This is a genomic window from Mesorhizobium sp. WSM4310, from assembly GCF_007003935.1.
Lineage (GTDB): Bacteria > Pseudomonadota > Alphaproteobacteria > Rhizobiales > Rhizobiaceae > Mesorhizobium.
The window spans coordinates 1-22,454 of sequence record NZ_VFTA01000049.1 but is presented as its reverse complement, the minus strand read 5'-3'; the positions used below and the strand labels follow the sequence as shown (position 1 = coordinate 22,454).

The 22,454-nt window shown below is 63.6% G+C and carries 22 protein-coding genes; 6 read left to right on the top strand and 16 right to left on the bottom strand.

All coding sequences use genetic code 11. The annotated features are described in order from the left end of the window. Positions 1–36: 36 nt before the first annotated feature. On the bottom strand, positions 37–1,203 hold the full coding sequence (locus FJV80_RS31330; RefSeq protein WP_095772926.1) for an isobutyryl-CoA dehydrogenase: 1,167 nt from the start codon (positions 1,201–1,203) through the stop codon (positions 37–39). A 142-nt stretch (positions 1,204–1,345) separates the two neighbouring features. On the opposite strand from FJV80_RS31330, the gene FJV80_RS31325 reads away from it, so the two are divergent. Next, entirely contained in the window at positions 1,346–1,960 is a 615-nt protein-coding gene (locus tag FJV80_RS31325) for a dimethylsulfonioproprionate lyase family protein (protein ID WP_142878235.1), read from the top strand. Further along, complete coding sequence (locus FJV80_RS31320; RefSeq protein ID WP_095772924.1) at positions 1,960–3,435, top strand: cobyric acid synthase; 1,476 nt, start codon at positions 1,960–1,962, stop codon at positions 3,433–3,435. The genes FJV80_RS31325 and FJV80_RS31320 overlap by 1 nt, the downstream gene beginning before the upstream one ends. A 3-nt stretch (positions 3,436–3,438) precedes the next feature. On the opposite strand, the gene FJV80_RS31315 is transcribed toward FJV80_RS31320, so the two are convergent. The 4 genes from FJV80_RS31315 to FJV80_RS31300 all read right to left on the bottom strand — a co-directional run bounded on the left by FJV80_RS31315 (position 3,439) and on the right by FJV80_RS31300 (position 5,870). Next, positions 3,439–3,858, bottom strand: a complete 420-nt coding sequence (locus FJV80_RS31315; protein WP_095772923.1) for a VOC family protein — start codon at positions 3,856–3,858, stop codon at positions 3,439–3,441. A 72-nt stretch (positions 3,859–3,930) separates the two neighbouring features. Then, the gene (locus FJV80_RS31310) at positions 3,931–4,761 is read right to left on the bottom strand and encodes an AraC family transcriptional regulator (protein WP_142878234.1); all 831 of its coding nucleotides are present in this window, start codon (positions 4,759–4,761) and stop codon (positions 3,931–3,933) included. 101 nt (positions 4,762–4,862) lie between these two features. Then, a complete protein-coding gene (locus tag FJV80_RS31305; protein ID WP_080511798.1) occupies positions 4,863–5,033 on the bottom strand; it encodes a hypothetical protein in 171 nt (56 codons plus the stop codon). Positions 5,034–5,084: 51 nt separating this feature from the next. Continuing rightward, a complete protein-coding gene (locus tag FJV80_RS31300; RefSeq protein ID WP_095772922.1) occupies positions 5,085–5,870 on the bottom strand; it encodes a TSUP family transporter in 786 nt (261 codons plus the stop codon). Between the two features lie 135 nt (positions 5,871–6,005). Between FJV80_RS31300 and FJV80_RS31295 the strand changes: the two genes are divergently transcribed. Beyond that, positions 6,006–6,437: a TerB family tellurite resistance protein gene (locus tag FJV80_RS31295; RefSeq protein ID WP_027046940.1), complete on the top strand. Its 432-nt coding sequence runs from the start codon at positions 6,006–6,008 to the stop codon at positions 6,435–6,437. Between the two features lie 14 nt (positions 6,438–6,451). Here FJV80_RS31295 and FJV80_RS31290 read toward each other — a convergent pair whose 3' ends face one another. The 5 genes from FJV80_RS31290 to FJV80_RS31270 form a co-directional block, all read right to left on the bottom strand. After that, complete coding sequence (locus FJV80_RS31290; protein ID WP_095772921.1) at positions 6,452–8,074, bottom strand: dipeptide ABC transporter ATP-binding protein; 1,623 nt, start codon at positions 8,072–8,074, stop codon at positions 6,452–6,454. Then, on the bottom strand, positions 8,071–8,940 hold the full coding sequence (locus FJV80_RS31285; protein WP_142878233.1) for an ABC transporter permease: 870 nt from the start codon (positions 8,938–8,940) through the stop codon (positions 8,071–8,073). Before FJV80_RS31285 ends, FJV80_RS31290 begins: the two co-directional genes overlap by 4 nt. After that, positions 8,937–9,884 (bottom strand): ABC transporter permease, encoded by a 948-nt coding sequence (locus tag FJV80_RS31280; RefSeq protein WP_095790939.1) that lies wholly within the window; start codon positions 9,882–9,884, stop codon positions 8,937–8,939. The genes FJV80_RS31285 and FJV80_RS31280 overlap by 4 nt, the downstream gene beginning before the upstream one ends. 252 nt (positions 9,885–10,136) lie before the next feature. Continuing rightward, a complete protein-coding gene (locus tag FJV80_RS31275) occupies positions 10,137–11,615 on the bottom strand; it encodes an ABC transporter substrate-binding protein (RefSeq protein ID WP_142878232.1) in 1,479 nt (492 codons plus the stop codon). A 124-nt stretch (positions 11,616–11,739) separates the two neighbouring features. Then, positions 11,740–13,017 carry an acetylornithine deacetylase/succinyl-diaminopimelate desuccinylase family protein gene (locus tag FJV80_RS31270; protein WP_142878231.1) on the bottom strand — a complete coding sequence of 426 codons (1,278 nt, stop codon included), beginning with the start codon at positions 13,015–13,017 and terminating at the stop codon, positions 11,740–11,742. A 220-nt stretch (positions 13,018–13,237) separates the two neighbouring features. On the opposite strand from FJV80_RS31270, the gene FJV80_RS31265 reads away from it, so the two are divergent. The 3 genes from FJV80_RS31265 to FJV80_RS31255 all read left to right on the top strand — a co-directional run bounded on the left by FJV80_RS31265 (position 13,238) and on the right by FJV80_RS31255 (position 16,432). Then, complete coding sequence (locus FJV80_RS31265) at positions 13,238–13,669, top strand: L,D-transpeptidase (RefSeq protein WP_095772917.1); 432 nt, start codon at positions 13,238–13,240, stop codon at positions 13,667–13,669. A gap of 281 nt (positions 13,670–13,950) precedes the next feature. Beyond that, positions 13,951–15,216, top strand: coding sequence for an ATP-grasp domain-containing protein (locus tag FJV80_RS31260; protein ID WP_246689093.1), 1,266 nt, complete (start codon positions 13,951–13,953; stop codon positions 15,214–15,216). A gap of 1 nt (position 15,217) precedes the next feature. Beyond that, positions 15,218–16,432: an NAD(P)/FAD-dependent oxidoreductase gene (locus FJV80_RS31255; protein WP_142878229.1), complete on the top strand. Its 1,215-nt coding sequence runs from the start codon at positions 15,218–15,220 to the stop codon at positions 16,430–16,432. Here the strand turns inward: FJV80_RS31255 and FJV80_RS31250 are convergent. The 6 genes from FJV80_RS31250 to FJV80_RS31225 all read right to left on the bottom strand — a co-directional run bounded on the left by FJV80_RS31250 (position 16,420) and on the right by FJV80_RS31225 (position 22,314). Next, a complete protein-coding gene (locus FJV80_RS31250) occupies positions 16,420–17,250 on the bottom strand; it encodes a class I SAM-dependent methyltransferase (protein ID WP_246689092.1) in 831 nt (276 codons plus the stop codon). The two genes, FJV80_RS31255 and FJV80_RS31250, sit on opposite strands and share 13 nt — an antisense overlap. Positions 17,251–17,394: 144 nt before the next feature. Beyond that, positions 17,395–18,381: a lipid A biosynthesis lauroyl acyltransferase gene (locus FJV80_RS31245; protein ID WP_185975293.1), complete on the bottom strand. Its 987-nt coding sequence runs from the start codon at positions 18,379–18,381 to the stop codon at positions 17,395–17,397. Between the two features lie 13 nt (positions 18,382–18,394). Continuing rightward, a complete protein-coding gene (locus FJV80_RS31240) occupies positions 18,395–19,423 on the bottom strand; it encodes a zinc-binding dehydrogenase (protein ID WP_142878226.1) in 1,029 nt (342 codons plus the stop codon). Positions 19,424–19,459: 36 nt separating this feature from the next. Continuing rightward, positions 19,460–20,731: a beta-ketoacyl-ACP synthase gene (locus FJV80_RS31235; RefSeq protein ID WP_142878225.1), complete on the bottom strand. Its 1,272-nt coding sequence runs from the start codon at positions 20,729–20,731 to the stop codon at positions 19,460–19,462. Between the two features lie 54 nt (positions 20,732–20,785). Further along, positions 20,786–21,976, bottom strand: coding sequence for a beta-ketoacyl-ACP synthase (locus FJV80_RS31230; protein WP_095790945.1), 1,191 nt, complete (start codon positions 21,974–21,976; stop codon positions 20,786–20,788). Between the two features lie 56 nt (positions 21,977–22,032). Next, the gene (locus FJV80_RS31225; RefSeq protein ID WP_010909964.1) at positions 22,033–22,314 is read right to left on the bottom strand and encodes an acyl carrier protein; all 282 of its coding nucleotides are present in this window, start codon (positions 22,312–22,314) and stop codon (positions 22,033–22,035) included. Positions 22,315–22,454: the final 140 nt, after the last annotated feature.

Here is a 22,454-nt window from a genome sequence, read left to right as displayed (position 1 = left end):
GCCTACTGCCTACTGCCTACTGCCTACGCCTACTGCCTATCGTCCGATCAACGCGCGCGCGATAATGACGCGCATGATCTCGTTGGTGCCTTCGAGGATCTGGTGGACGCGCAGGTCCCGCACCAATTTCTCGACGCCGTAATCGTGCAGATAGCCGTAGCCGCCGAGCAGTTGCAGCGCATCGTTGGCGACGTTGAAGCCGGTGTCGGTGACGAAACGCTTGGCCATGGCAGACCATTTGCCGGCGTCCGGCGCCTTGCGGTCGAGCTTGGAGGCGGCGGCATAGAGGAAGATGCGCGCTGCCTGCAGCTCGGTCTCCATGTCCGCCAGCCTGAACTGCAGCGCCTGGAACTGGTTGATCTTCGAGCCGAAGGCCTTGCGCTCGGCGGTGTAGGACAGCGCCTTGTCGAGCGCCGACTGGGCGCCGCCCAGCGAACAGGCGGCGATGTTCAGCCGGCCGCCATCGAGCCCGGCCATGGCGATGCCGAAGCCGGCGCCTTCACCCGACAAGAGGTTTTCCGCCGGCACCTTGCAGTCCTCGAAGATGACCTGGCGGGTCGACTGCATGTGCCAGCCCATCTTGTGCTCGTTGGCGCCGAAGGAGAGGCCAGGCGCATCTTTCGGTACGACGATGGTGGAGATGCCTTTCGGCCCGTCGGCGCCCGTGCGCACCATGACGGCATAGACATCGCTGTCGCCGGCGCCCGAGATGAATTGTTTGGCGCCGTTGAGGACATAGTCGCCGCCGCTCTTGACCGCGCGCGTCTTGAGCGCCGCGGCATCCGATCCGGAGCCCGGCTCGGTCAGGCAATAGCTCGCCAGCCATTCCATCGAGGTGAGCTTCGGCAGGAAGCGCTGGCGCTGCTCCTCATCGCCGAAGCGGTCGATCATCGAGGCCACCATATTGTGGATCGAGATGAAGGACGAAAAGCCCGGGTCGGCATGTGACAACGCCTCGAAGATCAGCACGGCGTCGAGGCGGCCGAGCGCGGAGCCGCCGACATCGTCCCTGACGTAGATGCCGCCGAGGCCGAGCGGCCCGGTCTCGCGGATCACATCGGCCGGGAAATGCTTCCTGCGATCCCAGTCGAGCGCATTCGGCGCGACGCGGTCGGCGGCGAACGCCTGCGCCATCTCCTGGATGGCGCGCTGTTCCTCGTTGAGTTCGAACTGGCTGGTGCTCGCATCGACCGCGGCGTCCATGGCGTTCTCTCCCTATATGCCAGCTGGCCCGCTGGCCTGTCGTTTTTGGCTTTGCGCGCGCATCAATCTAGACCAATGATGCCGCCGCGCAACCCGACCCGCCGCGGAGCGGCTGTGCACCAATGCATGTCCGGAGCGAGATGTGACGACAAAATTCGATGAGCTGCTTCGGCAATTCCACGCCTATCTCACTTCTGTGGACAATGCCCTGGTGCGCGACGCCGTGGCCCGCATCGGCTGGGACATGCCGGCCCGCGCGCTGGAGCCGCATAGGATCAGCTGCGTGCGCCATCTCGACCGTGCCGCCGAACTGGCGCCGCCTGCCGCCAAACCATTGGTGCAATGGCTGGCGGAGCATCGCAACGGATTGCACTGGGGGCAGACCTACACCGAGGCGGATTTCAGCAAGGCCTTCATCGACAATTATGGCTGGCTGGAAGTGTTCGGTACGCGCGGCCTTTTCGCCAATGACGAAGTGTCCGCCGGCCTGCTGATCCTTGGGCCAGACATTGTCTATCCCGACCATCATCACGTCGCCGAGGAGATCTACATTCCGCTGACGGGCGGCACGGAATGGCGCATGGGCGAGGGCGGTTTTCGAGTGCGGGAGGCGGGCGAGGTCGTCCACCACGCCTCGAATGTCAACCACGCCATGCGAACCGGCACCGAACCGCTTTTGGCGCTCTACATCTGGCGCGGCGGACCACTGGCGCAGAAATCCACTATCACTGGACCCGCCACGCAGGGCCGAATCTGATGGCCAGGGCAATCATGCTGCAAGGCACCGGTTCGGATGTCGGCAAGACGGTGCTGGTCGCCGGCCTGTGCCGCGCCGCGAAGAAGCGTGGCCTGAAGGTGCGGCCGTTCAAGCCGCAGAACATGTCGAACAACGCCGCCGTCGCGGATATTCCGGGCGACAACAACCATGGCGGCGGCGAGATCGGCCGCGCGCAGTGGCTGCAGGCGATCGCTTGCGGCGTGGCACCATCGGTCCACATGAACCCGGTGCTGTTGAAACCGCAGACCGATGTCGGCGCCCAAGTCATCGTGCAGGGCAAGGTGTTCGGTGAGGCGCGCGCGCGCGACTACCAGGCGCTGAAGGCCAAGCTGATGGATGCCGTACTCGACTCCTGGGGCAAGGTCGGCGAGGGCGCCGATCTGGTCATCGTCGAGGGCGCGGGCTCGCCGGCCGAAATCAACCTCCGCAGCCGCGATATCGCCAATATGGGCTTTGCCACGCGTGCCGACGTGCCGGTTGTGCTGGTCGGCGACATCGATCGGGGCGGTGTCATCGCCTCGGTCGCCGGCACGCATCTGATCCTGCCGGAAGAGGACCGGCGCATGATCGTCGGCTATCTCATCAACAAGTTCCGGGGCGATGTTTCGCTGTTCGATGACGGTTTGAAGGCGATCGAGAAATTCACCGGCTGGCGCTGTTTTGGCGTCGTGCCGTGGCTGAAGGCGGCGGCGCGGCTGCCGTCGGAGGATTCGGTGGTGCTCGAGCGGCTGGCATCCGGCGAGGCGCGGGCGCTTAAAATAGCGGTGCCGATGCTTGGCCGCATCGCCAACTTCGACGACCTCGACCCGCTCAAGGCCGAACCGCAGGTCGAGGTGGTGTTCGTGCCGCCTGGGAAACCGCTGCCGGCCGATGCCGGGCTGGTGGTCATTCCCGGCTCCAAATCGACGATCGGCGATCTCCTGAAATTCCGCGAGAATGGCTGGGACCGAGATCTTGCCGCGCATCGCAAGCGCGGCGGCCATGTCGTCGGCATTTGCGGCGGCTTTCAGATGCTGGGCCGCAGGGTGCGCGATCCCGACGGCATCGAAGGCAGCATCACCGAGGCCGAAGGGCTTGGCCTGCTCGATATCGAAACGGTGATGGAACCGGAGAAGACGGTGCGCAATGTCAGCGCGCATTCGGTCCAGTTCGACCTGCCGCTCGAAGGCTACGAAATCCATCTCGGCCGCACCACCGGCCCGGACACGATGCGGCCGTCGGCGATCATCAATGGCGTTGCCGACGGTGCGATCTCGGCCGACGGCAAGGTGTCAGGCACCTATATGCACGGTCTGTTCGGTGCCGACGCCTTTCGCGGAAAATTCCTCGAAAGCCTCGGCATCAAGGGCGGCGGCATCGACTACCGCGCCGAAGTCGAGCGGGCGCTGGACGACGTCGCGGCCGAGTTGGAGACCCATCTCGACTGCGACGCGATTTTTTCGCTGGCTAGGTAGGACCTATGCCCTTTCCCCGGCCTTCGGCCAGTAGGTGCCGAACGACCAGACATTGCCTTCCGGATCACGGCAGATGAATTCGCGGCTGCCATAATCGCGCTCGGTCAGTTCCTGGATGATCGTGGCGCCGGCTTTCCTGGCCCTGGCATAGGCGGCATCGGCATCATCGACGGCGATATAGATCGACTTGCCGCCACCGGTGCCGGGTTCGCCGACCATCTTGCCGTAATCGTCATCGCGCGCGCTGCCCAGCATGATCATCGAGGTGCCGAAGACTAGCTCGGCATGGTGCACGACATCGCCTTCACCATAGCGGGCACGGACGCTGAAGCCGAAGGCTTCGCAGAGCCAGTCGATCATTTTCGCCGCGTTTTTGTAACGCAAGGCAGGGTAGAGGCGAGGGGCTTCAGTGGCGGTGGGCATGGGAACCTTCTTGATCTGAGTTGGCCGATAACCCACTCTGTTCCATGGCCGGTCCAGCGTCTTGAAGAAATGTTACCTGACCGAGAGCGCCGTCGGCGCGTCGCCTGCAAGGTCGCGGAATTCGCGCACCATGTGCGCCTGGTCGGCATAGCCGCAATCGGCGGCGATATCGGCCCAATCGGCGGTCTGCCGCCGTGACAGGCCGAGCGCCCGGTTGAAGCGGACGATGCGCGACAGTGTCTTCGGACCGATGCCGATAGCATTGGAAAAGCTGCCGGCGAGATGCTTTCGGCTCCAGCCCAGTTTTTCGGCGATGGAGGAAATGCGGACCCGGCCGCCGGAAGCGATGATGCGGTCATACGCCCAGGCGATTTCCAGCGGCGTTTCGGCGGCGCGCTCAAGCCGGGCGGTGACGAAGGTTTCTGCAAGGTCGAAACGCGACGCCCAGTCCGACGCATTGCCGAGCCGTTCGCGCAGTGCCGTCCCCTCGGCGCCCAGCACGTCGTCGAGGACGACCATGCTGTCGGTGAGTTCGCTCATCGGCAAGCGGAAGAAACGGCGCGCTCCAAGCGGCGTGAAGTTGACCTGGATGCAGCAGGCGGCGCCGAAGGATTCGATCATCACCGGTCCGGCAAAAAGCCCGGCGGCGAAACTGGCGAAGCGGTCATTGTCGCCAGGCGTCCTGCCGAGGCCGATGGCGAAAGGCTCGGCGAAGCTAATCACCAGCGGCACGGTCAGTGATGCGTATTCGACATTGCGGAAATGGCCTGCCGCTGTTTCGCGATAGCCGCAAATGTCTGACACAATGCCGTCAAGCGCTGGATCAGGAAGACGCCGGCGCATCTCGAAGCGCCCTACGATGGAGCGGTCCTGTTCCTCCCGGCGCTGCATCTCGATCGGCATGGCCATCCTTCCGCCGGGACAAATCTATCAGCCGTCGGCCGGAATCGAAAGCGCCCGGCTTTTGGCCGGGCGCTCTCCGTCCCCACTTCAAGGGAAACCTGTCAGGCGCCGCGCATCAGGCAACCGGCGGCGAGCACGATGTAGGCAATGAGAACGATCCACACCGATGCGAGCGGGATGAACGCGAGAACGCCAAGCGCGGCGAGAATGCCGATGATGGCGATGACCAGGGAAATGATGAAAACGATCTGGGTAGGCGCGCTGAGATTCATGTGTGGCTCCTCCAACATGATTCGAACAGCGCCATAGTAACAGGCGCGTGATCACACACCAATCAGGACACGCAGCGGGTTGGCCGGATCGGCCAGCAGCTTTACGGCCAGCGCCAGGCAGACGATCACCAGCAGCGGCTTGATCAGTCTGGCGCCGATGCGCATGGCGAGGCTCGCGCCGACGCGGGCACCGAGGAACTGGGCAACGCCCATCATCAGGCCGATCTTCCAGGAGATGACGCCGACAGCGGCGAAGACGATGAAGCCGCCGATGTTGGAAGCGAAGTTGAGCAGCTTGGTGTGCGCCGTCGCCTTGAGCACGCCGTAGCCGGCAAGGGCGACGAAGGCCAGCATATAGAAGGAGCCGGCGCCCGGGCCGAACAGGCCGTCATAGAAGCCGATCGCCGGCACCAGGGCCAGTCCGAACAGGAATGGCGACAGGCGCTCGGCCCGGTCGACATCGTTCATGTTGGGCTTGAGCGCGAAATAGAGCGCGATGGCGATCAGCACCAGGGGCAGCAGGGCGCGCAGGAGATCGCCCGGAACGATGGTGGCCAGCAAGGCGCCAATGACACCGCCTGCAGCCGCCAACAGCGCCGACGGCAATTGCCGGCGAAGATCGACATGGCCCTTGGAGGCATAGTGGATGGTCGCCGAGCCGGAGCCGAACATGCCTTGCAGCTTGTTGGTCCCAAGCGCTTCGACCGGCGAGAAGCCGGCAAGCAAAAGCGCCGGAATGGTGATCAGCCCACCGCCGCCGGCAATAGAATCGACAAAGCCCGCCGCAAAGGCGGCGAAGGCGAGCATGACGATTGTCTGGGTGGTGAGATCGATCATCTGATGTGAGGAGGCGTCCGGTCGGCGGGATAACGGCGTTCGACCACGACAGCCCTGTTTGCGCAAGGCCGATTCCGCGCTACCTCTATCCAAGCGCAATGCGCTTGGATTTGGTTAACCCGGAAAGAGACCCTGATGGCATTCGCATTGCTGGACCAGATACGCTCCATCTTCGACGGCGACCCGGGCGTGCGCAAGGTTGCCGACGATCCTGTCCTGTCGGCGGAACTGCTGATGCTTTTCCGTATGATCCTGGCCGACGGGACGGTCAGCGAGAGCGAGATGGTTGCCTTCCGGCGGATCTGCAAGGACGCCTTCGGCATTCAGGAAACCAGCATCGACGCCGTCATCGAATATCTCAATGAGTTCGGCTACGAGACCAATGGCTCGCAGGCGATCGCGCTGTTTCGCGATCTCGACGTCGAACGGCGCAAGCAATTGGCCCAGCACATGGCTGAGATCGCCAAGGCGGATTCGCAGCTGGCCGAGAGCGAGGTGCGCCTCTTGCGCCGCACGCTCGACCTGCTCGACATCAGCCCGGTCGATGTGGTGAAGCCGGAAGAGTAGGTTCTTTCACCCGCTCAGCCTTGCTCTTGCATCTTCTGGGCGATCGCCCGATGCAGGTCCGGCGCGGCAGCGACGAGCGCCTGTGCCGCTTCTGATTGCGGATGATCGAGCACCTCGGTCGTCTTGCCACGCTCGACGATCTTGCCGTCATGCATCACCAGCACCTCGTCCGTGATGGCGCGGGCGACAGTCAGGTCATGGGTGATGAAGAGATAGGCGATGCCGAGTTTTTGATTGAGCTCGGCGAACAGATCGAGGATTTGCGCGCGGATCGAGACATCGAGCGCCGAGACCGGCTCGTCAGCGACGACCAGCTTGGGGCGGGTGATGATAGCGCGGGCGATCGACAGGCGCTGGCGCTGGCCGCCGGAAAATTCGTGCGGGTATTTATCCATGTCGCGCTGGTCGAGGCCGACCTCGTGCAGCGCATGCGCAACCATCTCGCGGCGCTCGGCGCGCGTCGGTTTTTTCTCCAGCACGTGCAGCGGCTCGGCAACCAGTTTCTCGACCTTCTGGCGCGGATCGAAGGAGCCGTATGGGTCCTGGAAGACAACCTGCATGTCGCGCCTGGCGGGTTTTAGCTCGACTTCGCTCTTGCCGGTAATGGTCTCGCCGCGAAACCGGATCGTGCCCGAACTCGGTCGATCCAATGCCAGGATCATGCGGGCGAGTGTTGACTTGCCGCAGCCGGAGCGGCCGACCAGCGCCACCGACTGGCCCGGCTGCATCGACAGCGAGACATCGTCGACGGCGCGGATAGGGGCTGCCCGTTTGAGCAGGGAGCTGCGCCGCCCGGGGTAGTCGCGGGTCACGCCTTCGACCTGGATCAGGGGCTTGCCCTGACTTGTATCGTGCGTTCTGGCGCGTGCCGGCACATGCATCGAGGCCTGCGCCAGCTGGCGTGTGTAGGGGTGGAGCTGTTCGGACAGCGTGCGGGCGGTGTCGCCGGCCTCCATCACCTCGCCGCGGCGCAGGATGGTGATGCGATCGGCCATCTCGGTCACCACGGCGAGGTCGTGCGAGATCAGGAGCAGACCCATGCGGCTCTCCGCGACAAGGTCGCGCAGGAGGTCGAGGATCTGCGCCTGCAGCACCACGTCGAGCGCCGTCGTCGGCTCGTCGGCAATCAAGAGCTTCGGCTTCAGCGCGCATGCGATGGCGATGACGACGCGCTGGCGCTGGCCACCGGAGAGTTCGTGCGGATAGCGCGACAGCGGGAATTTCGCTTGCGGCAGGCCAACGCGGTCGAGCATTTTTCGCGCCCGCTCTTCGGCCGCCGCGCGTGTGACCTTGGTATGCCAGCGTATGCCTTCGGCGACCTGCTCGCCGATGGTCTTCACTGGATTGAGAGCTGTCATCGGCTCCTGGAACACCATGCCGATGTCGTCGCCGCGCAGCGCGCACATCTGGTCCTCGGTTGCCGCCAGGATGTCGATGCCGTCGAAGGTGACGCGCCCGGTGGCGCGCGCTGCATGCGGTAAAAGCCGCATCGCCGTCAGCGCGGTCATCGACTTGCCGGAGCCGGATTCGCCGACCAGCCCCATCACCTCGCCGGGGGCGACGGAAAGCTCCATCCCCTTCAGGATCTGCGTGTCGCCGATGGTCAGCGACAGACTGTCGATTTCCAGCAGGCTCATCGCTGCCGCCGCGATTTCGGGTCGAGAATGTCGGCGATGCCGTCGCCCAGGAGATTCAGGCCGAGCACGGTGATGACGATCGCCATGCCGGGGAAGATCGCCATCCACGGCGCCACCACCATGCGCGTCTGGGCGTCGAACAGCATGCGGCCCCAGCTCGGCATTGGCGGCTGCGCGCCGAGGCCGAGATAGGAAAGCCCGGCTTCGGCGAGGATGCCCAGCGCGAACTGGATGGTGCCTTGCACCAGGAGCAGCGTGGCGATGTTGGGCAGCACATGTTCGATCGATATCTGCGTGCTGCTTTTTCCCGCGGCGCGCGCGGCCAGGATGAACTCGCGCGGCCAGATCGCCAGCGCGCCGGCGCGGGCGACGCGGGCAAAGACCGGGATGTTGAAGATGCCGATGGCGATGATGGCGTTGACGGCGCCCGGCCCGAAGATGGCTGTTATCATGATGGCCGACAGCAGCGCGGGAAAGGCGAACACGAGATCGTTGACGCGCATCAGCGCCTCGTCGACGAGGCCGCCGCGCGCGGCGGCAAAAGCGCCGAGCGGCACGCCGACACCCATGCCGATGCCGACCGCGACCAGCGCCACGGCGATCGAATTGCGGGCACCGACCATGATCATCGACAGGATGTCGCGGCCGAAATGGTCGGTGCCGAACCAATGCGCCAGCGAGGGGCCTTGCGTCTTGTCGGCTATGATCAGCTTCGTCACATCGTAAGGCGTCCAGAGGTAGCTGATGACAGCCATCACCAGGATCAGCACTGTGATGACGAAGCCGGCGACGAAAGCCGTGTTCCGGAACGCCTTGGCCAGGATGCCGCTGAGCGTCTCCTCGGGGATGTCGATGTGCAGGGTCATTGCCGGCTTCTCAGGCGTGGATCGACGACCGCGTAGGAAAGGTCGACGACGAGGTTGACGGCAATGACGGCGGCGACCAGCAACATGACGACGCTTTCGACGACGATCAGGTCGCGCTGGGTGATCGCCTGGAACACCAGCCGGCCGAGACCAGGCAGATAAAAAACATTCTCGATGATGATGGTGCCGGCGAGCAGGAAGGCGAATTGCAGGCCAAGAATGGTCAGGACCGGGATCATGGCGTTGCGCAATGCATGCCGCCACAGCACGGTGCGATAGGGCAGGCCCTTGGCGCGGGCGGTGCGGATATAGTCCTCGTTCAGCACCTCGATCAGAGCCGAGCGGGTGACGCGCGCCAGGATGGCCGCCTGCGGCAAGGCAAGCGCCACCGCCGGCAGCAGCAGCGATTTCAGTGCAGGCGATATGCCGGCGCTCCAGCCGGGAAAGCCGCCGGCCGGCACCAGCCGCAGCCAGACGGCGAAGACATAGATCAGCATCAGCGCGAACCAGAAATTCGGCACGGCAACGCCAAGCTGTGCCGCGCCCATTGAAATCGTGTCGCCGGCCCGGCCGCGCCGGCTGGCGGAAAACAGGCCGACCGGAATGGCGATGATCGTGGAGAGTGCAAGCGCGATCAGCGCCAGCGGCAGCGAGACGGCAAGCCGTTCACGCACGAGATCGATGACCGGCACCGAATAGGTATAGGAGCGGCCGAAATCGAGGCTGAGCAGGCCGCCGGCCCAGTGCAGGTAGCGCAAGAGCAGGGGCTGATTCAGCCCCATCTGGTTGCGCAAGAGTTCGACCTGGTCGGCGCTGGCGTTCATGCCCAACATCAGCCGCGCCGGGTCGCCCGGCAGGATTTCCAGCACGGCGAACACCACGATGGAGGCCAGCACCAGCGTGGCAAGCGAGATGGCGAGGCGCTTGAGGAGGTAGGCGGTCATGGACACGGGACGAGAGAGGTATCGTCATCCTGGGGCGAAGCAGGAGCGAAGCTCCGTCGCGTAGACCCCAGGATCCATTCCGTAACAGAGGTCGAACAGCGCGACGGTCCAGAACCAGCCTCGCGCCTCACTGTTTCCACAGCAACGTCTCCCAGATTCTGCACCGCGAGGGCGCTCGTAAGTCACGGAATGGACCCCAGGGGCTGCACAGTCGCAGCGCGCCTGCTCCGCCCCAGGATGACGAAACGAACCTCACTCGCTCCACTTCACCTTGGTCAGGTCGTTGGCAGGTATCGGTGCGCTTTCCCACAACCCTTGCAGCTTGGCGTCCCAGACCCCGACCTTGGGCAATTCGTAGAGGAAGCCGACCACGGCATCGTCGGCCAGAATCTTCTGCGCCTGGGCATATAATTCCTTGCGCTTGGCCTCGTCGGACGTCAGTTCCAGATCTGCGATCACCTTTTTGAAGGTGGGGTTGTCGTAATTGAAGTAGTAGTCCTTGCGGGCATAGATATCGATGTCGTTTGGCTCGGTATGGGAGACGATGGTCAGATCGTAATCCTTCTTGGTGAACACCTGGTCCAGCCACTGCGCCCACTCGACGGGGATGATCTCGAGGTTGATGCCGACATCGCGGAGTTCCGAGGCGATGATCTCGCCGCCGAGCCGTGCATAGGTCGTCGGCGGCAGCTTCAACGTGGCCTTGAAGCCGTTCTCCAGTCCTGCTTCCTTCAGCAGTTTCTTGGCCTTGGCCACGTCGTGCGGATAGTGGCCGGTGAGGTCGACATAATATTTGTTGGCCGGCGACATATGCGAGCCGATCGGCAGGCCGAGCCCGGCCGAGGCGCCGTCGATGATCGCCTTGCGGTCGAGCGCGTAGGAGATCGCCTGTCTCACCTGCAACTTGTCGAAGGGCGGCTGCTTGTTGTTGATCGACAGGATGGTCTCGCCTTCGGTCGCGCCGACCACCACCTTGAAGCGCGGATCATCCTTGACCTGGGAGACGCTGTCGGGATCGAAGAAGGGGAAGGCCTGTATGTCGCCGGAAAGCAGCGCCGGCACCGCCGCCGCGGCATCGGGAACGATGCGGAACTCGACCTTTTCGAGGAAGACAGGGGCGCCCCAGTAGTGATCTGATTTCAGCAGCGTGATCGATGAGCCCTTGGCCCAACTCTCGAACTTGAACGGGCCGGTACCAACAGGCTTTTCCTTGTTGGTGTCGGCGGATTTCGGCGACACGATCACCGCGTCGCCCCAGCCCATATTGTAGAGGAACGAGCCTTGCGGGTGGGTCAGCGTCACCTTCACGGTGGCGGGGTCGACCACGTCGACCTTGTCGATGGCGGCAAAGAGCTGCTTTTGCGCGTTGACGGAGTTTTCCGCGCGGGCACGGTCGAGCGAAAATTTCACGTCGTCGGCGCTGAAATCGGCGCCATCGTGGAATTTCACGCCGGTGTGCAGCTTGAAGGTATAGATCTTGCCGTCATCGGAAATGGTCCAGCTTTCGGCGAGATCCGGCAAGACTTCGCCATTGGGGCCGATCCGGGTCAGGCCCTCGAACACATTGGCGTAGGTGACCTCCCTAATTGCCGCGGCCGCTCCGGCAGTCGGGTCGAGATGCGGGGGTTCAAGCGGAATGCCGATGACGAGATCGGTCCGGGCGGCAAACGCCGAAGTGGCGGTTGCGACCGCCAGCACGGCAGCGGCCAGAAGGGTCTTCCAAAGTTTCATCGCTGAACTCCCGATATGCTCAAATGCTCAAGCCTGGGGATAGAAGCGTGATTTCGCACGGGAGTAAATTGCGTTTCGTGCTGTCGCGCCGCGCCAGGAGAAATGTTTTTGCGCCGCGGGCCGATCATCCGGTTGTGCCGCGCAGCAGCACGTTGAGGCCGATCGCCATCACCTTTGCCGATTCCACCATGTCCTCTATGCCGACCCACTCGTCCGGCCGGTGGGCGAGATCGAGAATGCCGGGCCCATAGGCGATGCAGTCGTAGATGTGGCCGATGCGGGCAATGTGCTTCTGGTCGTAGGTGCCGGGCGAAATGACGTAGTCGGGCTCGCGGTCGAAGATCGCATGAATGCCTTGCGCCACCGCCTTGACCACCGGCGCGTCGCGCTCGGTCATCAACGGCAGCACTTCCATCAGGTCGCGGATCTCATAGTCGAATTTTTTGCGCTCGCGCTTCAGCCGCTCGAGAATGCCGGTCACTTCGCCTTTGACCGTGGCGAGGTCTTCCTCGAGCAGGAAGCGGCGGTCGATGGTCAGCCGGCAGGAATCGGGCACGTTGGGCGAAGGCAGGCCAGGCCGAAAATCCTCGGTCTGGCCGCCATGGATGGAATTGATGTTCATGGTCGAGCGCCTGGCGCCTTCGGGCACGACCGGCATGCGCGTTATCTTGCGATCGAGCGCCGGGAACAGCTCGTCCTCGAACGCCCTGAGCACGGCCCCCATATGGCGCACCGCATTGTCGCCGAGAAACGGCATTGAGCCATGCGCGATCTCACCCTTGGTCTCGATCTCCGCCCACCAGACGCCGCGATGGCCAAGGCAGATTCGGTCCTTGTTCAACGGCTCGGGGATGATGACGTGGTCGACCCTGGGTTTGGAGAAATAGCCGAGCCCGGCCAGATGGGCGACACCGCCAAAGCCGCCGGACTCTTCGTCGACGGTGCCTGATATCTCGATGGCGCCGGGAAAGTCGGGATAGACCTCCATGAAGGCTTCGGCGGCGATGATCGACGCGGCCAGGCCGCCCTTCATGTCGCAGGCGCCGCGTCCATAGACCCTGCCGTCCCTGACGATGCCGGCAAAGGGATCGACGGTCCAATCGTCGCCCGCCTCCACCACGTCGATATGCGAGTTGAAGTGGACGCAGGCGCCGGGCGACCGGCCGTCGAAGCGGGCCACGACATTAACGCGCGGGTAGCGATCAGTGTCGCCGGGCGTGCCTTCGGCGCGAATGAATTCGGTTTCAAAACCACGCTTCCTCAGCCGCGCGCCGACATATTCGGCGCATGGCCGGTAGGCCTCGCCAGGCGGATTGATGGTCGGGAAACGGATCAGGTCAGCGGTCAGCGCGACGACATCGTCGCGCCTGTCGTCGATTGCTTGAAGGAGTCGCTCGTTCATCAGGGGAGTTGAGCAACGAACGACGTTGCATTGCAAGCCCGCCGGCAATCAAGCCGGTGCGGCGTGTCGTTGCGGCAACTATCGCGGGAAATCGTTCAAATTCGCTGCTTTGGATTGGCGAATTGATCAAGGAGTGTGTGCTAGCTGTTCACTGCCATTAAAAAGCTGAAAAACAACGTGATGGCAAGAAGGCAAGGGGCAATCAAAGGGGTTTGATCGCATGAGGAAGTTCTTTCTCGTAGCAGCGGCGATGTTGGCAACCGCGCTGTTTGGTACGCCGTCCGCAAGTTACGCGGCAATGTTGGAAGCAAATATCGACGTGTCGTCGCAGACGATGACGGTACGGTACGGCTCGGAGGTCTATCGCTGGGTCGTGTCGACTGCCCGTCCGGGCTATTTCACGCCACGTGGCACGTATCGGCCGCAGCGGACCGCGCGGATGTGGTATTCGCGCAAATACGAAATGTCGCCGATGCCTTATTCGGTGTTCTTCCATGGCGGCTATGCCATCCATGGGACGGGCGCCGTCAGGCAACTCGGCCGTCCGGCCTCGCATGGCTGCGTGCGGCTGCACACGGCCAATGCCGCGACGTTCTATGCCATGGTGCGGGAAGTGGGCTTCGGCAACACGCGCATTGTCGTGACGAACTAGCAGCACGCGCGAATTCTCGTTGCCGGGCCGGAGCCCGGCGCGAGACATTCTACTGACGGCAACAACAATCGGCCAAGGTTTACCTGTTCCGAGAAGGACGGCTATTGCCGAGGGATTAGGGGTGTGCTTTCCATGCCAATGTCTGACAGAGGACAAACGGCAGTATCGGGCGGTTGAATTATTAGGGGTGGCTTAAATATTTCCGGCTGATCAATCGGTTCGCCGGAAACCTGCCATTGCGTGCCGTTTGCTGGAATTGACAGATGCATCCCCAGTCACAGATGGACGATCGTCTTCCCAGTCGGCCCGCCGGGGTGCTCATTCTTGGCGGGGCGCACGGGACGCTGGCGCTGGCCAGAAGCTTCGGCGCTCGGAAAGTGCCCGTCTGGCTGGTGAGCAACGACACGCCGTTGCCCAGCTTTTCGCGATATGCCCGGCGGACAATGACGTGGCCCGGCCCCGACGATGGTGGTGCGGCCGCCTTCCTGCTCGATCTGGCCAAGGTTCATGGGCTGGGCGGTTTTCTGCTGATTGCCGGCGGTGATCCAGAAGTTCGCTTCGTATCGCAATCGATCGACCGGTTGTCCGCCGCGTTCGACGTGGTGCTGCCGCCTTGGGAGCAACTGAAATGGGTCTGTGAAAAGCCGCTGCTGTATCGCCGGGCGGGCGAACTGGGGCTTGCCGTTCCGCTGACCTATGCGATCAGCTCGCTCGTGCAGGCAGAGGCAGCCAAACTTCGCTTTCCCGTGATCCTGAAGCCGAATATGGGCGGGCGCAGCCGTTTTGCGCGTGCCAAGGCCGTTCTCGCCAATGACAGAGCAGCGTTTTTGGCAGCCTATGCCTGGGCTGCCGAAGAGATCGGTAGCGACAATGTCGTGGTTCAGGAGATGATACCGGGCGGAGGCGAGGGCCAGTTCTCCTACGCGGCGCTCTGGAATGAGGGCGCGCCGGTGGCGGAGTTCACCGCCCGCCGTACACGGCAATATCCGGTCGATTTCGGCTACACCAGCACCTTCGTGGAGGTGGTCGACGAACCGCAATTGATCGACGCCGCGCGCCGGCTGCTTGGATCGATCGCGCATCACGGGCTGGTGGAGGTCGAATTCAAGCGCGATGCGCGCGATGGCTCGATGAAGGTGCTCGACGTCAATCCACGGCCCTGGACATGGTTTGGGCTGGGTGCCGCCGCTGGCGTCGACCTCGGCGCCATGCTTTGGGCGATCCAATCGGGCCAGCCGGTAAAGACAGGTTCAGCGCGGCCCAACACGTCGTGGATGTATCTGGTCCGGGATATTGTGGCGGCCGGCCGGTTGATCTCGAGCGGCCGGTTGGCAAAACTCGCCTATTTCAGTTCATTCGCCAAAGTACGGGCATGGGCGACATTCCAGGCGAATGACCCGATGCCTGGCCTGATCGACGTGCCGTTGACGGCCTGGAGAGTGCTGACGCGACGGATACTTTCCGCAATCTTAACCGGGAAATGTTTAGGACGGCGGCGTGACGGAGTGAGTTCCACGGCTGCAGAACCAGACAGGCGAGACCGCTGACATGACCGTTTTCACGCCCAGGACCGACTGCGAGGTGGCCGTGATCGGCGCCGGTCCTTTTGGGCTGGCCGTGGCTTCCGCCCTCAAGCGAGCGGGCGTCGATACGCTTACCCTCGGCGGCGCGATGTCGTTCTGGCGCGACCATATGCCGAGAGGCATGAGGCTGCGCTCGCCCTGGCACGCGACCTATATCGGCCACACCAAAGGTCCGCTCTCGCTCGATTCCTATGCCAAGGCTCTTGGAATCTCGCCACGCGAACCGCTGCTGCTCGAAAACTTCGTCGACTATGGATTGTGGATCCAGGCCCAGACGGTTCCGGATCTGGATACCCGCAAGGTGGACCACGTCGAGAAGGCGAATGGCGGATTTCGTCTGGCACTGGCCGATGGCGATGCCTTGAAGGCGCGTCGCGTCGTGGTTGCCACCGGCCTGATGAACCAGCAACTGATCCCCGCTGTCTTCAACGGCATCCAAAAAGAACTTGTCAGCCATGCCAGTGACCATACTGGTTATGAGGCCTTCCGCGGCAAGCGCGTCGCCGTCATCGGGCGTGGGCAAAGCGCCTGCGAATCCGCCGTTCTGCTCAAACGAAACGGGGCCGAAGTCGAGCTCATCTGCCATGGCGACATCCATTGGCTGGGCTATCGGGCGCTGTCGGGAAAGCAGAGTTGGAGCCTGCGCGACTTCCTGTCGGAGCGGCTCGCATCGCCGTCCAGGGTCGGTCCTTTCCCGATTTCCTGGCTGGTCGAGGTCCCCGGTTTCGTGCACCGGTTCCCGGAGCCAGCCCGGGCCGGACTCAACAGGCGCAGCCTCGGTGCCGGTGCGACGGGCTGGCTGAAGCCGGATTTCGACGGGATAGAGATCAGGGCCGGCAGCAGGATCATCAGCGCATCCCCCAAGGACAATGGCATCGAACTGCGGTTCGAGAAGGATGCCGCCACCTTCGATCACGTCCTGCTAGGCACGGGCTACCGGATCGATATCGCCAAGCTCGGTCTGTTCGCGCCCGCAATGCTTGCCGCGATTGCGCGCCGGGAAGGGTTGCCGCTGCTTTCCGCCGGGTTCGAATCCAGCATCCCGGGCCTGCATTTCGTCGGCGCGAGCGCGGTCGACAGCTTTGGCCCGCTGATGCGGTTCACCGCCGGCACGCCGTTCGCCGCGCGCACCGTCTCCCGTTTCATTCAGAGGACGAGAGACAGACGTTACGCTGCCTGAAGCTGGAAGACCGCGTAGTCGATGGTGCGGACCGCATCGAGGAAGCCCGGCATGGCCGGCACGGACAGTTCCCGGAAAATACCGGTGTCACGGATGGCGGGCCTTGCCCAATCGATGGCGCGGTGGCTCGAGCTGCCATAGACGATGAAGCAATCCCGCGGGTGGCGTTGGAGCGACGACACGAGATTCTTCAGGACGATATCGAAGACGTCCTTCGAAAAGGGATTGTAGAAATAGACCACCAGCGGCGCTTCGGGGAAATCATACGCCGCCGCATCCGCCTCGACGACGCTGAGCGTCCGGCATTGCTGCGACGGGTCGTGGAAACGCTCGATGTTGCTCCGGGCTATGTCCACCAGTTCGCGTGCGAACTCCACGCCGATGATCTCGGCGAACGGATATTGCGAGGCCAGCAACAGCGTTCGCGACTTTCCGGAGCCGATGTCGATGAATGTATGGTCATGGAGATCGCGGGGCAGCGACTTCATGATGAAGTCGAAGGTTCTGGGCGACGTGCAGACGGCTTCATTGCCCATGGCGCGGTGCGGACCGACGACATTGAGGGCGCCGAGCTGGATCGAGCCGGCCGTATCGACGCGGTGCCGGCGATCCCATTTCCGGGCGAGACGGTCGGCGAGCATATGCCTGATGTTGCGCTGGACAAAGTCAAGGCTTGCGCCGAGCCCATGCCGGCGGATGAGCCTTAGCGGCTCCAGCAGGCCATGCTGTCGAAGATAGGACCATGCCCGGCCAAGACGGCCGAAGGAACGATCTTCGAGGCCATCCCGATCCAGCCGCGGCATTTCGATATTCGTCATGCCACGGGCTCCATCCCAGTCGATGAACATCTCGGTGGGGTATGTGCGCTCTCGTCGTTTAAGATTCCCTGACCAGCGACGTTACGAATGTCTGGATCGCGGCCCATCGGTACCGGAAATGGCAGGCGCCAAACACTTCAGGGGTCAGCTGTTCGCGGCCGGCGCCTTTGCCTGCGGCTGCTTTTTACGCCGCCAGTTGCTGATCTCCCACCTTTTGTGGAACCACATCCACTGGCCGGGATCCTCGCGCACCCAGCGCTCGACCACGTCGTTCAGCATCTGGGTGGTGGCGTGAACGTCGACGCTGCCGTCGGCGGTGCGAGGCAGGACCAGTCTGTCCTCGATCTCGAGGCGGAAGCGGTTGCCTGGCAATCTGATGCAACGCGCCGGATAGACGTCGCAGTCATAGTGACGGGCAAGCGTGCCGAGCACACGGTTGCTCTGGCAGGGGCGGCCGAAGAAGGTCGTGTCCAGACCGTTGGAGAATTTCTGGTCGACAAGGACGCCGATATTGCCGCCGTTTTCCAGCACTCCGGCCAATGCGAAGGAGGCGCCGGCCATCGACGGCAGCAGCGCCCCCATGGTCGAGCGCCGCGTCGAAAGGATGTAGTCGGCGAGGTAGGGGTTGTTGGGCGGACGAAACAGCGCCGTGATGTTCATGCCGAAGGTCGCCGCCGCCACCGGCAGCAGCTCGAAATTGCCGAGATGGCCGGTGAAGACGATGTGCGGCTGCTTCTCCGCGGCGATCTCGACGAAATGCTCTATTCCCTTGACCTCGACGCGTCCGGGCATGCTGGCGGCCGGGTCATAGTCGAACAGGGCGTCGAGGAAGATATATTCGGCGGCAAGGCGGGCCATGTTGCCCCACATATCGGAGGCGATGGCCTGGATTTCACCCTCGCTCTTTCCCGGATAGGCCTTGCGCAGATTGTCGATGGCGACCTGGTGGCGTCCGACCCTGGGACCAATAAAGCGCGCGACGCGGTCGGCGAAATTCAGCGCGCTGTCGACCGGCAGCAGGCGCAGCACCGAAATGATGATCATCGCCGCGCGGGCAACCAGCCAGTAGTTCAGCTGGCGCAACTGCCTGCCATAGCGAAACCTGAGATCGCGGCGAAACTTCTTGAGCACCGAAGTCAAGGCCTCAGGCGACGCGCAGGATGATCTTGCCGAAGACGTCGCGGCCTTCCATGCGCTTCAGCGCTGCGTCGATATCGTCGAAGCCGACTTCGGTGTCGATGACCGGCGCGACCTGTCCCGCCGCCATTTTCTGCATGGCGTTGGCCATGTTCTCCATGCGGCAGCCGAAGGAGCCGAGCAGCTTCAATTGCTGCTGGAAGAGCTGCATCAGGTTGATCTGCGTCGAAACGCCCGAGGTCGAGCCGCAGGTCACCAGGCGGCCGCCGCGCTTCAGGCACAGCATCGAACCGGCAAAGGTGTCGGCGCCGACATGTTCGAAGACGACATCGACGCCCTTCTTCTTGGTCAGCTTGCGCACGACGCCTTCGAAGCGGTCTTCGCGGTAGTTGATGACCTGGTCGGCGCCGAGCGCCTTGGCCTTGTCGATCTTGTCGTTGGAACCGACCGTGGTGATGATGGTGCAGCCCATCCGCTTCGCCAGCTGGATCGCCGCCGAACCGATGCCGGAGCCGCCGGCGTGGACGAGGATGGTTTCGCCGGGGTGCAATCTCGCATTGTCGAACAGCATGTGCTCGACCGTGCCGAAGGTGACGGGGGCCACCGCGGCGCCGATATCGCTCACGCCGGGCGGGGCGGGGACCAGCAGGCGCGCCGGCAGGTTGATCTTCTCCTGGGCAAAACCGTCGAGATGGAAGCCGTGGACGCCGGAAACATGTTCACAGAGATTGTCGCGGCCTTCGCGACAGGCGCGGCAAAGGCCGCAAGTGCGCGCGCCGTAGATCGACACCAATTGCCCGGGCAGCAGGCTGGACACGCCGGGACCGACCGCCTCGACCTCGCCGGAGGCCTCGGCGCCGACAACCAACGGCAGCTTGCGCTTGGCGAAGGCCATGCCGCGCCAGCCCCAGACGTCGATATGGTTCAGCGCCACTGCCTTGATGCGCAGCGTGACTTCGCCGAGTGCGGGTGGCGGGGGAGGCGGCAGGTCCACCGTCTCAAGACGGCGATCCTCGATAAGTTGCAATGCGCGCATTGGGCCTGTCGGTTCAGTGGGGCTGAAAAAGGTCGCTTAGACCGGTTCCCGCGCCATGACAAGGCAAGTGTTCTGGCCGCCGAAGCCGAAGGAGTTCGACAGAACGCTGCGAACCTCGGCGTTGCGCTTCTTGTTCGGCACCACGTCGAGCACGATCGCCGGGTCGGGATTGTCGTAGTTGATGGTCGGCGGAATGACGCTTTCGCGCATCGTCATCAGCGAGAACGCCGCCTCGACGGCGCCCGCCGCGGACAGTGTGTGGCCGATCATCGACTTGTTCGACGAGACCGGCATCGAGCCGATGCGCTCGCCGAACACTGTCGACAGCGACAAATGCTCCATCTTGTCGTTTTCCGGCGTCGAGGTGCCATGGGCGTTGACGTAGTCGATCTCGTCCTTGCTGAGGCCCGCATCCGCAAGGGCGGCGCGAACCGCCGCGATTGCCGGCGAACCGTCAGGCTTGGAGCGGGTGCGGTGGAAATCGTCGGCCTTTTCGCCGCAGCCGCGCAGGATGCCGAGCACGGTCGCGCCACGGGCCAGGGCTGCTTCCAGCGATTCCAGCACCAGCGCGCCGGAGCCCTCGGCCAGCACGAAGCCGTCGCGGTCCTTGGAGAACGGCTTGGAAGCCTTTTCGGGAATGTCGTTGTGGGTCGACAGCGCCGATAGCAGCGAGAAGCGGATCAGCGCCTCGGCGGTCGCCGAGCCGTCGGCGCCGATCGACAGCGCCCGGTCGCATTCGCTGCGGCGGATCGCCTCGACGCCGAGCTGGATGGCTGTGGCGCCCGAGGCGCAGGCGGTCGACAGCGTGATCGGCAGGCCGCGCGTGCCGAACCGGTCGGCGAGCCGGTCAGCGATCGAGCCGAACTGGGTGGTCTCGAAGATGTCGAGTTCCTTCAGTCCGCGCGCTACCCGCAGCAGCCTTTCGGCGCCGGCGTCCTGTTTGTCGGAATTGTAGAGCGAGAAGCGTTCGTGCCAGTCGAGCTCGACCGGCGGCGAGGCAAGGAAGAGAGGCCCACCGAAATCGCTGGAATCAAGGCCGGATTCGGCCACGGCTTCATGCGCGGCGGTTTCGGCCAGCTCGTAGGTGAGGGGGCTGGCGCCCTTCGAGCTTGAGTCCAGAAAGTCGACCATGCCGGAAATGCGGGTGTTGAGGTGGTCGACCGGAAAGCGGGTGATCGGGTGGATGCCCGACTTGCCCGAAGTCAGCGCCGCCCAATTGTCAGCCTTGCCGACGCCAAGCGAAGTCACCACGCCGATACCGGTGACGGCGACGATCGGCCTGCCCATGTGATCTCTGAAATTGGTCATCGGAGCCCTCGAGCGGTTTATCTCTGCAGCATGGCAGCATGGCGAGTGCCCGCCTTACGCTGATTTGACCAGCGCCATGCCTTCGAATTGGTGATAGCCGATCGCCGTTGCAAGGACGCTTGCGGGAATGCCTTCGAACGGCTTCTCGGCCGCGGCATCAAAGACGGGGTAGGCGGCCTTACGGTCAACGGCGAGTGCCGCCAGCGCCACGGCGAACGGAAACTGCGCTTCCTTCATGTGCCCGGTCAGCGTCGAGAAGCCGCGCGCGGCGATTGTCTCGACGGCATCGAGCGCTGTTTTCTCGGCAGTGGTTGCGGCATGCGCGCCGGACGCGCCCGACATGGCGAGTAGTCTGCCGTTCGGCAGCGCCGCCTGGCTGAGCAGTCCGGCGATTTCGGCGTCGAGTTCTCCGCGCGACCGCCTGGCCCGGCCGGAGACGACCGGTCCGAGCTCGGCATAGATCTTGCGCCCACGGCTCATTGCGTGGTCGCGCTGTTCCAGCACCAGGAAGGCGCCGCCGGAGCCGGAGACCACGCCGCCACCCTCGGCACCCTGCCTTTGCCAGACAGGCTTCCAGGGGCCGCGATGCAGATAGCCGGCAAGCTCGTAGCCGAGCAGCATATCGGAATGTTCGGTCTGGAAGGCGCCGCCGACCAGCACGTGCGTCGACTGGCCCGAGCGGATCCGCGCCGCGGCCGTCTCGACGGCGGAAACGCCGGCCCCTTCCTCGCCCATGAAGGTGCGCGAGGAGCCCGTCACCTTGTGGACGATGGAGATGTTGCCGGCGAGAAGGTTGGAAAGCTGGGCCAGGAACAAGGTCGGCCGCAATTCCGTGGTCAGCTTCTCGTTGAGCAGTACATCGCGGTCGTTGCGGCTTTCCGAAGCGGCGAGGATGGCGGCGTCGACCGCCTCGTCTCGCTCGCCGCCGCCGGCGGCCACCACCATGTCCATGGTCGTGCAAAGCTCGTCATTGCCCTTGATGCCGGCATCGTCGAGCGCCAGGCCGGCGGCATAGGTGCCGAGCCGTTGCCATGTCTCCATCTGCCGCTGGTCGCCGCGCTTGGCGATCTGCAGGTTCCAGTCGATCTCCGGCAGCGGATGAACGGTATAGGGCGCGAAGCGCGCGGTTTCGAGCACCGGCTGCAGGCCCGGTTGCGCGAGCTTCTGCCAGTGGGCGTCAGGGCCTTCTCCCAGCGAGGAGACAAGGCCGATACCAGTGATGACGACGTCGCGGGGGTTACTCATGGGCGGCTTTGTGGGTCAGGCGGCAAAGCGCGTCAAGGTCACGCGCTCAACTGACGTCAGGCGGTCTTGGCGGCGACGAGCGCGTCGATCTTGGCGCACAGGTTCTTCATGACGAAGTAGTCGTCGGTCGAAGCCTTGCCGTCATTGACTTCCTGGGTCCACTTTTCCAACGGCACCTTGATGCCGAATTCCTTGTCGATGGCAAAGACGATGTCGAGGAAATCGAGGCTGTCGATGCCGAGATCGTCGATCGTGTGGCTCTCGGGCGTGATGGTGTCGATATCGATCTCGCTGGTGTCGGCAATGATCTTGGCGACTTTGTCGAACGTGGTGGACAAGGGCTTTTCCTTCTTTGCGGGCGGAATCTGTCCGCATCCTGTTTGGGCGCTGTCTAATCGGTTTTTCCCGGCAGGAAAAGGCCTGATAGTCCGGGCGCAGATGGGAAGCGTGCCCAAGAAACGCAAGAAGGGGCCCCGGG

Bases quoted from the DNA above. Each gene is read 5' to 3' on its own strand.
- FJV80_RS31330 (WP_095772926.1), bottom strand. From the start codon at position 1,203: ATGGACGCCGCGGTCGATGCGAGCACCAGCCAGTTCGAACTCAACGAG.
- FJV80_RS31320 (WP_095772924.1), top strand. From the start codon at position 1,960: ATGGCCAGGGCAATCATGCTGCAAGGCACCGGTTCGGATGTCGGCAAG.
- FJV80_RS31315 (WP_095772923.1), bottom strand. From the start codon at position 3,858: ATGCCCACCGCCACTGAAGCCCCTCGCCTCTACCCTGCCTTGCGTTAC.
- FJV80_RS31310 (WP_142878234.1), bottom strand. From the start codon at position 4,761: ATGCCGATCGAGATGCAGCGCCGGGAGGAACAGGACCGCTCCATCGTA.
- FJV80_RS31305 (WP_080511798.1), bottom strand. From the start codon at position 5,033: ATGAATCTCAGCGCGCCTACCCAGATCGTTTTCATCATTTCCCTGGTC.
- FJV80_RS31300 (WP_095772922.1), bottom strand. From the start codon at position 5,870: ATGATCGATCTCACCACCCAGACAATCGTCATGCTCGCCTTCGCCGCC.
- FJV80_RS31295 (WP_027046940.1), top strand. From the start codon at position 6,006: ATGGCATTCGCATTGCTGGACCAGATACGCTCCATCTTCGACGGCGAC.
- FJV80_RS31290 (WP_095772921.1), bottom strand. From the start codon at position 8,074: ATGAGCCTGCTGGAAATCGACAGTCTGTCGCTGACCATCGGCGACACG.
- FJV80_RS31285 (WP_142878233.1), bottom strand. From the start codon at position 8,940: ATGACCCTGCACATCGACATCCCCGAGGAGACGCTCAGCGGCATCCTG.
- FJV80_RS31280 (WP_095790939.1), bottom strand. From the start codon at position 9,884: ATGACCGCCTACCTCCTCAAGCGCCTCGCCATCTCGCTTGCCACGCTG.
- FJV80_RS31275 (WP_142878232.1), bottom strand. From the start codon at position 11,615: ATGAAACTTTGGAAGACCCTTCTGGCCGCTGCCGTGCTGGCGGTCGCA.
- FJV80_RS31270 (WP_142878231.1), bottom strand. From the start codon at position 13,017: ATGAACGAGCGACTCCTTCAAGCAATCGACGACAGGCGCGACGATGTC.
- FJV80_RS31265 (WP_095772917.1), top strand. From the start codon at position 13,238: ATGAGGAAGTTCTTTCTCGTAGCAGCGGCGATGTTGGCAACCGCGCTG.
- FJV80_RS31260 (WP_246689093.1), top strand. From the start codon at position 13,951: ATGGACGATCGTCTTCCCAGTCGGCCCGCCGGGGTGCTCATTCTTGGC.
- FJV80_RS31255 (WP_142878229.1), top strand. From the start codon at position 15,218: ATGACCGTTTTCACGCCCAGGACCGACTGCGAGGTGGCCGTGATCGGC.
- FJV80_RS31250 (WP_246689092.1), bottom strand. From the start codon at position 17,250: ATGACGAATATCGAAATGCCGCGGCTGGATCGGGATGGCCTCGAAGAT.
- FJV80_RS31240 (WP_142878226.1), bottom strand. From the start codon at position 19,423: ATGCGCGCATTGCAACTTATCGAGGATCGCCGTCTTGAGACGGTGGAC.
- FJV80_RS31235 (WP_142878225.1), bottom strand. From the start codon at position 20,731: ATGACCAATTTCAGAGATCACATGGGCAGGCCGATCGTCGCCGTCACC.
- FJV80_RS31230 (WP_095790945.1), bottom strand. From the start codon at position 21,976: ATGAGTAACCCCCGCGACGTCGTCATCACTGGTATCGGCCTTGTCTCC.